The organism is Lentilactobacillus sp. Marseille-Q4993, assembly GCF_951230165.1.
Lineage (GTDB): Bacteria > Bacillota > Bacilli > Lactobacillales > Lactobacillaceae > Lentilactobacillus.
On the sequence record NZ_CATNVB010000046.1, the window covers coordinates 1 to 10,876 of the forward strand.

Annotated in this window: 6 protein-coding genes and 2 pseudogenes; 6 read left to right on the top strand and 2 right to left on the bottom strand. The window is 38.5% G+C overall.

What is annotated here, in order from left to right; all coding sequences use genetic code 11:
• A pseudogene (locus QOW94_RS10515) lies at window positions 1–116 on the top strand (IS30 family transposase); the annotation flags it as partial.
• A gap of 4 nt (window positions 117–120) precedes the next feature.
• Here the strand turns inward: QOW94_RS10515 and QOW94_RS10520 are convergent.
• The gene (locus tag QOW94_RS10520; protein ID WP_283680411.1) at window positions 121–1,161 is read right to left on the bottom strand and encodes a LacI family DNA-binding transcriptional regulator; all 1,041 of its coding nucleotides are present in this window, start codon (window positions 1,159–1,161) and stop codon (window positions 121–123) included.
• 201 nt (window positions 1,162–1,362) lie between these two features.
• Here QOW94_RS10520 and QOW94_RS10525 point away from each other — a divergent pair.
• The 3 genes and pseudogenes from QOW94_RS10525 to QOW94_RS10535 all read left to right on the top strand — a co-directional run bounded on the left by QOW94_RS10525 (window position 1,363) and on the right by QOW94_RS10535 (window position 6,561).
• A pseudogene (locus QOW94_RS10525) lies at window positions 1,363–3,295 on the top strand (sugar MFS transporter).
• 17 nt (window positions 3,296–3,312) lie between these two features.
• On the top strand, window positions 3,313–5,532 hold the full coding sequence (locus QOW94_RS10530; protein ID WP_283680412.1) for an alpha-galactosidase: 2,220 nt from the start codon (window positions 3,313–3,315) through the stop codon (window positions 5,530–5,532).
• Between the two features lie 21 nt (window positions 5,533–5,553).
• Complete coding sequence (locus tag QOW94_RS10535) at window positions 5,554–6,561, top strand: aldo/keto reductase (protein WP_283680413.1); 1,008 nt, start codon at window positions 5,554–5,556, stop codon at window positions 6,559–6,561.
• Window positions 6,562–6,780: 219 nt separating this feature from the next.
• Here QOW94_RS10535 and QOW94_RS10540 read toward each other — a convergent pair whose 3' ends face one another.
• Window positions 6,781–7,686: an ArsR/SmtB family transcription factor gene (locus QOW94_RS10540; protein ID WP_283680414.1), complete on the bottom strand. Its 906-nt coding sequence runs from the start codon at window positions 7,684–7,686 to the stop codon at window positions 6,781–6,783.
• A 232-nt stretch (window positions 7,687–7,918) separates the two neighbouring features.
• Here QOW94_RS10540 and QOW94_RS10545 point away from each other — a divergent pair, with 232 nt between their 5' ends.
• Window positions 7,919–9,373 carry an alpha-N-arabinofuranosidase gene (locus tag QOW94_RS10545; RefSeq protein WP_283680416.1) on the top strand — a complete coding sequence of 485 codons (1,455 nt, stop codon included), beginning with the start codon at window positions 7,919–7,921 and terminating at the stop codon, window positions 9,371–9,373.
• A 61-nt stretch (window positions 9,374–9,434) separates the two neighbouring features.
• Window positions 9,435–10,739 carry an MFS transporter gene (locus QOW94_RS10550; protein ID WP_283680417.1) on the top strand — a complete coding sequence of 435 codons (1,305 nt, stop codon included), beginning with the start codon at window positions 9,435–9,437 and terminating at the stop codon, window positions 10,737–10,739.
• Window positions 10,740–10,876: the final 137 nt, after the last annotated feature.

Consider the following 10,876-nt stretch of genomic DNA (forward strand, 5'->3'; position numbering starts at 1 on the left):
TCAATGATAAAGAAATTCAGGGCTATGCCACTAAGTTGAACAAGCGTCCTCGTAAATGTCTAGGCTGGAAAACACCATATGAGTCATTCTTTAACGTTGCGTTGCACTTAATTTGACAATTCAGGAATTAAAAGTGTCCCTAAAAACAATATCTCCGGGGATGATGGTTCTCTCAGTCCAATTCATACTTGATGATTGTGCAATTGATTTAGCTTTAAGAACAGCAGCTCTTCCTAAATCAATTTTGGGAATTGAGATTGTTGACAAAGCAGGGGATAGTAGGGCCGCAAAATCCATATCATCGAAGCTAAGTAAGGATATTTGTGAACCAACATCGATATTGTGATTTCGAAGACTCTTCAATGTCCCAATGGCGAGTAAGGAGTCTGAGTTGACAATGATTGCTCCTAAATTATCCCCATACAAATCTAATAGGTCATCAGTATGTTGCAAAGCATCACTGTTCGACCAGTTAGTGTTGATCAAAATCTGATTTCGATTGTTATTTAGGCACCACTCCTTGTATGCGGTGACCCGGGGGTCTTCAACTTGATCATTTACCGTCCCGTTAAGGCCGACTTCCCTTCTATGGCCACTGATCATCGCAATTTCTTTATCAGTTTTTTGAGATAAAAGAGTTAAAGCTTGTTTAGTAAGCTCGTTAAAGTTGGTGTCGATTGTATGGGCATATTGATCCAGATTAACGCCACCATCAATGACAAGGAGTTTATGGTTAAAATGCCATAGTTGACTAGCAGTTTTCTTTGAGATTGTTCCCACAATTAATACGGCATCGTAGTCCGCAATGTCAGACGGTTGCATACCACTTCTTAAATCAAAAACTTTTTCAAGATCGATTTGTTCGCTTTCCAATTGTTTATAAATTCCCAGTCTAACTAATCGCCAATACTCATCCTTAGTTTCTTCTTCGATCGTGTGGGTATTTATTAAGGCAAACTTAAGGTGCTTATTGTTTGTAGTTGAGTCGTTGTCAGGAGAAGTATGTTTTTCAGGTAACGAATATCCCATTTGCTTGGCAATAGTGATTATCCTTAATCTAGTAGCCTCAGAAACAGAACTACTCTTATTTGGATTCAAAGCCCGAGAGACTGTTCCCGGTGAAACTTGGGCAGCTTTAGAAATATCTCTGATTGTCGGCACTTATAATCCCTTCTTTCGTCAACTTTGTTAATGCTTTAAGTCTAGCATAATTGAAAATCAAATTAAACATAAAGCGTTTGTTTAATAAACAAAATTAAACAATAATGAAAAATAAAATTTGTTTAATAAATATTCTTGACTTTGTTTAGGAAACCGTTTACATTCATAGGTGAAACTTATTAAGAAAGGGAGTTGCTATTTATGGATGTAAAGCCTAGTACAGCAAAGAAACTAACCTCTAGATTGTCATACGCTTTTGGGGCCTTTGGACATGATATGTTCTACAATACCTTGTCTGTGTATTTTATTATGTTTGTGACGGCCCACTTGTTTGATAAATCAGCGGGTGGTGAAAATGCCAAGATGATTGGTTATATCACGGCAATTATTTTTATCCTTAGGTTTGTTGAGTTAGCAATTGATCCATTCATTGGAAATACGATTGATAATACTAATAGCCGGTGGGGGGCATTTTAAGCCTTGGATTCTAGCTGGGGGAACTGTTGGATCAATTGTTCTTGCTATTCTTTTCTCCAATATGGGGGGATTGAATAACAGTAATCCAATTATGTATTTGATTATTTTTGCAATTTTGTACATCACGATGGATATCTTTTATTCCTTTAAGGACGTTGGCTTTTGGTCGATGATTCCTGCGATTTCGTTTGATACAAAGGAACGCGAAAAGACTGCGACCTTTGCTAGAGTCGGTTCTACAATTGGTGCTAACATTGTTGGTATCTTTGTTATGCCACTGGTACTAGCTTTCTCAGTTAACAGTAATCATGGTCAGGGTGATTTGAGAGGCTGGTTTGTCTTTGGACTGACCATTGCGGTGATTTCTTTGATTTCCGCTATTGCGGTTGGAGTCGGAACAAAGGAAACAGACACGGATCTTAGAAAAAATGCTGAAAAAACAAGTTTTAGAGATGTGTTCAAAGTTCTTGGTAGGAATGACCAATTAATGTGGCTATCTTTAACATATGGTCTATATACTGCCGGAATTCAAATAACGAATTCACTTGAGCTGTACTACTTTACTTATATTTTAGGTAAACCATCACAATTTAGTTTTTTAGCAATGCTTAATTCGGTGATTGGGATTTTTGCTGTTCTAGCTTTTCCACCAATGGCCCAGAAATTTAGTCGAAGAAATGTGTTTTTCATTTCAATTGGTGTCATGATTGCTTCGATTATACTTTTCGCGTTTTCAGGTCAATCATTAATGCTAGTTTTAATTTCAGCTGTTCTATTCTATATTCCACAACCATTGATCTTTTTAGTAGTCCTAATGATAATTAGTGATTCAGTAGAGTATGGTCAGCTTAAATTTGGTCACCGGGACGAGTCGTTAACATTATCTGTTCGTCCATTATTAGATAAATTAGGTGGAGCAGTTTCAAATGGGGTCGCTGGATTAACGGCTGTTCTAGCTGGAATGACAGCTGGCGTGACAGCGAACGATGTTACCCCTCATGGAGCGTTGGTATTTAAGCTGATGATGTTTGGGATTCCGGCTTTGCTGATTTTAATTGGAACATTCGTGTTTTTCAAAAAGGTAACCCTTGATGAAAAAGAGCACGAGAAAATTGTTAATGAGCTGGAAAAGACTTGGCATCAACATTTAGAAAATGAAGAAGAAACTGACGATGCTTCAAAAGTAACCACATTGATTGCCCCTGTATCGGGCCAAATAATGCCACTTAGTCAGGTTGATGAAGACAAATTTGCTGATGGCACTATGGGTGAAGGATTTGGAATCAAACCAACAAGTGAAGTCATAATTGCTCCATTTGATGGTACTGTTGAAGCAACTTTTCCAACTAAGCATGCAATCGGATTAAGGGCTGATAGTGGCGTATTAACATTAATTCATATTGGGAATGAAACAGTTACGCTGAAAGGAAATGGCTTTACCCAGTTTGTTGAGCAAGGGGACAGAATAACGAAGGGCCAAAAACTGATTGAATTCTCCGATCAGACAATTATCAATGCCAATATTGATGACACAGTTATGATAGCAGTTTCCAACTCCAACCACTTTAGTAATAAAGACTTAGTTGTTCAAACAGGTCATGTTAATAGTGGTGATGAAGTATTTAAAGTTTCAGGACCAATTGAAGATAAAAAATAGACAGGAGTTTTTACAAAATGAGCATAAACGTTAATGAGGATAAATTACTTTTTCACCTTCAAACCAAAAACACTAGTTATATCGTTGGTGTAATGGAGAATGGCGAGGTTGGCCAAATCTATTACGGTAAGAAAGTTCATCAAAGTGATAATTATGACAATTTACAAACCCGTGAATGGCGTAATTGTATTCCATCACTGGATAATGACCATGGCGATTTCCAGCTAGAAATGCTCAAGCAAGAATACGCTAGTTTTGGGAAGGGTGATTTTCGTAAACCAGCTTTTCAAGTTACTGAAGAAAATGGTAGTAGAGTCACCGTTTTAAATTATGAAGGATACCAGGTAACTAGTGGTAAATCGCGGTTGGAAGCTGGACTACCATCAACTTTTGATGATAATGATGATGACGCAGAAACATTGACCATTAAACTTACCGATGATTTGACGGGGTTAACCGTTTTTCTTAATTATTCTGTATTTCCGAATCAAGATGTTATTGTTCGGTCAACGAAATTTGTAAATCAAGGCTCAGAAACTTTGTCATTAAACCGAGCATTGAGCTTACAACTTGATTTGCCAGATAAAGAATATGACTTATTGCATTTTCATGGTTCATGGGCCCGTGAGCGAGAATTAAGTCGGGATGCTATTCACGATGGGATCCAAGAAATTGGGAGCTTAAGAACGGCTTCAAGCCATCAAGAAAACCCATTTTTTATTCTTGCTAGACACGACACTAACGAGGATCAGGGAAATGCATTTGGGTTTAACTTAGTTTATTCTGGGAACTTTATTGACAGTGTTGAAGTTGACCAATATCGGACAACTAGAGTGCTAGTCGGAATCAATCCGGAAGAATTTGAGTGGCAACTTGCGCCAAACGCAGAATTTCAAACTCCCGAGGCAGTTGTTAGTTTTAGTGATAGTGGGCTAAATCAGTTAAGTCAACAGCTTGGTAAGTTTTACGAAAAACATTTGGTAAACCCTAATTTTGCAAATGAATTGCGCCCAATTCTAATCAATAATTGGGAAGCTACCGAATTTAATATTAACGAAGAAAAGCTAACTAGTTTTGCTAAAACAGCAAAGAAGATTGGAATTGAAATGTTGGTTCTAGACGATGGCTGGTTTGGAAAACGGAATGACGATACTAGTTCTTTGGGCGACTGGAAAGTTAACCTTGATAAATTTCCAAGTGGGCTGGGGCATTTGTCAGAATCAATTCATGGATTAGGGATGAAATTTGGATTGTGGTTTGAACCCGAAATGATTTCGCAAAATAGTGACTTGTTCCGAGAACATCCGGAGTGGTTAATAGTTGCACCAGGGAGAAAACCAACGCCACAACGGCATCAGTCTGTCCTAGATATGTCAAGGGACGATGTTGTGGAATATTTGTTTGAGTCAATGGCGAAAATAATTGAGGACAATCAGATAGACTATGTTAAGTGGGATATGAACCGGAATATCACCGAGGCATTCGGAGCCAAGCTGAGTGCAGATCAGCAACTTGAATTTGGTCATCGCTATATTCTTGGTGTTTATGCGCTATATCAAAAACTGATTGATAAGTTTCCAAATGTTTTGTTTGAATCTTGTGCTTCAGGTGGTGGTCGCTTTGATTTAGGGATGATGTACTACGCACCTCAGGCTTGGACTAGTGACGACACTGATGCAATGGAGAGAATCAAGATTCAGTATGGAACATCATATGGTTATCCGCTTTCGATGATGGGTGCTCACATTTCCGCAGTACCTAATGGCTTAAATGGTAGACAGACGCCACTATCAACAAGGGCAAATGTTGCGTACTTTGGTGATTTTGGTTATGAGTTAGACATTACCAGTCTTGATGAGAGTATCATCGCTGAAATGAAGCAACAAGTAGAATTTTATAAAGAGTATCGTCGTTTATTCCAATTTGGTAAGTTTTATCGAATTGAAAGTCCGTATGATAATCGGGGGAGCTATTCTTCATGGGAAGTTGTTGACGAAAACCAAGATGTAGCAGTTGCAGCACTGTATCAAACAATGCAGCGCCCTAATGATAGTTATGTACGGTTGTATTTCAAAGGGTTAGATGAAGATAAGCAGTATCTCGTGAATAATGATTCTCACGCCTATTATGGTGACGAGTTAATGAATGCTGGTTACTTTGTTTCTCACTTTAATCGGGATGAACGAACGGGTAGTGTTGATTTTCAATCACAGTTGTTTGTTGCTAAAGCTAAATAGTTGATAGTAAGGGAGATTAATATGTTTTCTGCAAATAAAGAACGATATGACAACATGGTATACAACCGGGTTGGTAAAAGTGGGTTAAAACTTTCTGCGTTGGGATTAGGGCTTTGGCATAATTTTGGTAGCGTGGATTCCTTTGAAAACCAGAAAGCAATTATTCATGAAGCTTTTGATAAGGGAATCACTTACTTTGATTTGGCTAACAACTATGGTCCAGTCCCTGGAAGTGCCGAGGAGAATTTTGGCAAGATAATGGCCGGCGATATGAAAGCATATAGAGATGAAATGATCATTTCATCGAAAGCTGGATATGAGATGTGGGCGGGGCCCTACGGTGAATGGGGCTCGAAGAAGAGCATTATTGCTAGCGCGGATCAAAGTTTAAAGCGAATGGGATTGGATTATGTGGATATCTTTTATTCCCATCGATTTGATCCCGAAACGCCACTTGAAGAAACGGCTAGGGCATTGAATCAATTAGTGATTTCAGGTAAAGCACTATACGTTGGAATCTCAAATTATAACGGTGAACAGACTAAAAAAATCGCTAAAATATTCACTGATTTGGGAACCCCGTTCATTATTTCGCAACCTCAATATAATATGTTCCAACGTGGAGTTGAAAGAGACCTATTTCCAGTTCTTGAACAATTAGATAAAGCAGCGGTTGGCTTTAGCTCACTGGCTCAGGGACTGTTAACTGATAAGTATTTAAATGGAATTCCCGCCAATTCAAGAGCTCATAAGTCTACTAGCCCATTTTTAAGTGAAACTCAGGTTGATGAAACAATTGCTACTGTTAAGCAATTGAATGAAGTTGCTAGCAAACGTGGCCAAACTCTGGCTGAGATGGCTTTGGCTTGGAATTTAAGAAATCCAGTTATGGCATCCGTTTTAATCGGTGCTAGTCGCCCAGATCAAATCGATGACAATGTTAAGGCCTTGGATAATTTGAGCTTCTCTGATGAAGAGCTTAAGGAAATTGATTTGATTTTGGGAAATCAGCAAAAAATCGATTGGTAAACCTTCACTTTAAAGATTCAAATATAAAAAGCATTTAGATAATAGTAAAACGGCAACGATGCTGGGACATAACTAGTCACATCGAAAAAATGCAACGATAATTTTAATGAAAGTTATCGTTGCATTTTTGTTTATATTTAAATCTTTGCTACACGCAGTAAACATCAAGAGTGAGTCTCACTCCCATTGCCGATTTTAAGCTTTTCTTGGTTGTAAATATTATTCTGAAACAATATCTTTGTAATAAAATCGAGCTCTAATTCCTTGGTCGTGGTTACCAAAGTTTTTACCAAAGATTGTACAACCGCCGACATTTTTTGAACTGTCCTTAACTTCAAATCTTAACGGCCAGGCATTTTTGGATAAGTCAAGATCACTAATCAGAGTGTTACTAGATCTTTGACCATCGATGAATGAGCCATGATTCGAAATTCTAAACAACTTTAATAATCCATACTGATTCATGTCGTTATAAACCCAATCTGGGGTGTAACGGCCACGGATGTCAGAAAAATCACCAGGACTGGTCCACGTGCCAATCTCCTTACCATCAAGCGAAACGGTAATGTCAGATGGCCAGACATTGTTGGAAAACGGGAATTCAGAGCTAAGTTCAGCGCTAAATTCAATCATCTCGAGAGATTGGTTATCGGTTAGGTAATTAGGTACTTGATACTCAACGAACCCTTTCGAAAACCATAACATTCCAGCGGCAGATCTGTCTGGATCCATAAAGTAGCTTGGATTATCGACCTTGCCAATGAATCCATCTTGACCAGCAAGTCCACAGGATGGCGTAACATCATAATTTGTGTATTGGCCAATCGGAAGGTCAATTCGCCAATCCTTGTAAGGAATATAAAGTTGGTTTGGGAAGGTAATGTTGATTTTATCGACTTGGAGTTTTGAAATCCGTTCTCTTCCCTTTTTCTCGCGTTCAATCAAATGAGCCGCTTCTAGTTTATTAAGATGCATGATAGTAATCGCACTGGACAGATTAAGCTCTGAAGAGATTTCTCTAACGTTCATTTTCCGTTCTGAGAGTAACTGAATGATTTTGATTCGCACTGGACTGTCCAAAGCTGAGAAGACAGTTAGTGAGTTGTTTGATACGTCGATGTCCAAATTTATCAGGTCCATTCATAATATTTTTATTAACAGTGTAATCGCTTACTTGAACGATGTCCAATTTTTATTAACAAATTACAGTATATGATTACAAAAATATGGACTAATTGTCGGATTTTCGTTTACACAGTTATATGAAAGCGCTATATTAACGTTGTTAAAAATAATATCGATATTAATTAACATATTTGTTTACAAGATAATTTGTCATGAAGGGCAGGAATTTTAAATGACCATTGAATTGCTAACTAACAAGAAAGGCAATAAGATCAGCAAATATATTTACGGTCAATTTTCAGAACATCTTGGTCGTGGAATATATGAAGGCCTGTACGTGGGTGAAAACTCAAACATTCCTAATGTTAACGGAATGAGAACTGACGTTGTGGAAGCTTTAAAACAGATCCACGTTCCAGTTTTGAGATGGCCAGGTGGATTGTTTGCTGATACTTACCACTGGAAAGATGGAGTTGGTCCTAAAGAAGGCAGAAAGAAGATCGTTAATACCAATTGGGGTGATGTTACTGAAGATAACTCCTTTGGTACTCATGAGTACTTCGAATTGTTGAAGCAACTTGGAGCAGATTCGTATGTTGCAGCCAACATGGGAAGCGGAACAATCCAAGAAATGGCAGAATGGGTTGAGTACATGACTATGGATGGCGAATCACCAATGGCAAATTGGCGTCGTCAAAATGGTCAAAACGATCCTTGGAAGCTTAAATTCTTTGGAATTGGTAATGAATCATGGGGGGGTGGTGGAAACATGCGCCCAGAATACTACAGTGATTTGTACCGTCAGTACCAAGCGTTTGTTCCCCAATACAACAAGGATGAGCCGATTGTTAAGGTTGCCTGTGGTCCTAACGAGGACGATTACGAATGGACAGACAAGATTATGCAAAATGCCGGTGAATTCCTAGATGCAATTAGTCTTCACTATTACGATCTACCAACTAATACTTGGGGAACCGGTAACAAGGGAGACGCCACTGGATTCCCAGAATCCGAATGGGACTCAACAATGGTTAATGCCAAGAAGATGGATGAGTTAGTAACTAAGCATTCAACTATCATGGATAAGTACGACCCTGAAAAACGAGTTAGCTTGTTCGTTGATGAATGGGGAATGTGGACTAACTCAGAGCCTGGCACAAACCCAGGATTCCTTTATCAACAAAACACGATCCGGGATGCAATGGTTGCTGCCATTACATTGAATATTTTCCATAAACACTCAGACCGTGTAAGAATGGCAAATATTGCTCAAACAGTTAATGTTCTTCAAGCTATGATTTTGACTGACGGTGAGAAGATGATCAAGACACCAACTTACTATGTATTCGATATGTATCAAAGACACATGGATGCTCAATTGGTTGAAGGATTTGGTGAAGAAATTGAAAATGTTTCTTATACTGCCTCAACTAAAGATGGTGAATTGACAATTTCCGTTGTTAAATATGATAAGGACAAAGAACAAGATATTGAGTTTGACCTTGATAATAAATACAGCGATATTACTTATTCAAAAGTAGTTACTGCCGATAAGATTGATGCTCACAACACTTTTGATAATCCAGATGTCGTTTCAGAACAAGATTATGATGGGGCTAAACTATCTGATAGCAAGGTTTCATTGAAAGTAGCTCCAAAGAGCGTTATCACAATTACTTTAAAGTAGGGATTTTTTCCTTACTATATCGGAAAAATGAAAACGGTTACTAACCTGGGGAGGGTTAATCATGAAAAAGAATTCTACCGATAAAGATACCGAAGTCGAAAGACAGGGTGTATCTGTTGGAGAAGTAACAAATGCAAACGTCACCAACGCACAACAACCAAAGTTTCCTAAATTATTCGGATTAGCAATGTTTATTGGGCCATTCGTTTGGTTGGCACCAGCTGGTAACGTTAGAAATACGTTATTACCACAATATTTTAGTCAAATTGATCCAAGTGGAAAAGTTGCCGCAATTGCAATTTTAGCTTCTGTCACTTCAATCGTTGCCGCTATTTCAAATATTTTATTCGGTGCTCTTTCAGATTTAACGAGAAGTAAATTTGGTAAAAGAAAGCCATGGATTTTGATTGGTACCCTGATTGAATCCGGAATGATCTGTGTCGTTGCTAATTTGACCAATATGATGGCTATCGTCGTATGTTGGGGTATTGTGGCAGCGGCAGAAAATGCCGTTGCTGCCGCAATGGTTGCCCAACAAGCAGATAGAATTGCTCCTAAATGGCGGGGAACCATTTCAACTCTTTATGGATTGGGTTACACAGCAATCCAAGTTGTTGCAATGATTGCTGCTGGTTTCCTTTCAAATCCAAAACTTGGTATGTATGTAATGGCAGGAATTGGTTTTGGAATGGGTGTTATCCACGTCCTTTTGGCTAATGAAAAATCTAATCTTGACGAACCGCGTGATAAGTTTAGTTGGTCAACAATTTGGACTCACTTCTCACTTCCAACTGCGGGTTCAAGAGACTACTGGCTTGCTGTTCTTGGTAAGTTAGCCATGGTTATGGGTGGAACAATCACCAATGCGTACATGCTTTTCGTTTTAACTGACTACATGAAGTTAAATCAAGGAACAACTAGTAGAACCTTAGCAACATTCGCTTCAATTCAATTAGTATTAGGACTTGTATTTACTGCCATTTCAGGGCCAATTGCTGATAAGATGGGTAGACTGAAACTACCAGTTGCAATTTCAACGGCTTTGATTGGTGTTGGTCAATTCTTCCCATTCATTGCTCCTCACGTATGGACTTTGTATGCAATGACAATCATGACTGCCATTGCCAATGGTGTTTACAACGCTGTTGATGGTGCTTTGAACCTTGCTGTTTTACCAAACAAGGAAACTGCCGGTAAGGATATGGGATTCATCAACCTTGCTAACACGTTGTCACAAATTGCTGGTACTGTTGTTGCCGGATTGATTGTAACTTACCTTGGTGGATACAGAGCTATCTTCCCTTGCGCATTTGCAATTAGTTTGTTAGGTGCAATTTTAATTATGTTCATTAAGAAAGTTAGATAAATTTATTTGAAAAAGAGGCTGGGACATAAGTCCCAGCTAACGCAAAAAACTTCGGAAATTAATTTTTCCGAAGCTTTTTTGAATTCTATGTAGCACAGAGAATTCAACTCTGCTATTCTTAAATCGACGAAAACCCA

Excerpts from the sequence above, each read along its gene's own strand:
- QOW94_RS10530 (WP_283680412.1), top strand. The coding sequence starts at position 3,313 with ATGAGCATAAACGTTAATGAGGATAAATTACTTTTTCACCTTCAAACC.
- QOW94_RS10535 (WP_283680413.1), top strand. The coding sequence starts at position 5,554 with ATGTTTTCTGCAAATAAAGAACGATATGACAACATGGTATACAACCGG.
- QOW94_RS10545 (WP_283680416.1), top strand. The coding sequence starts at position 7,919 with ATGACCATTGAATTGCTAACTAACAAGAAAGGCAATAAGATCAGCAAA.
- QOW94_RS10550 (WP_283680417.1), top strand. The coding sequence starts at position 9,435 with ATGAAAAAGAATTCTACCGATAAAGATACCGAAGTCGAAAGACAGGGT.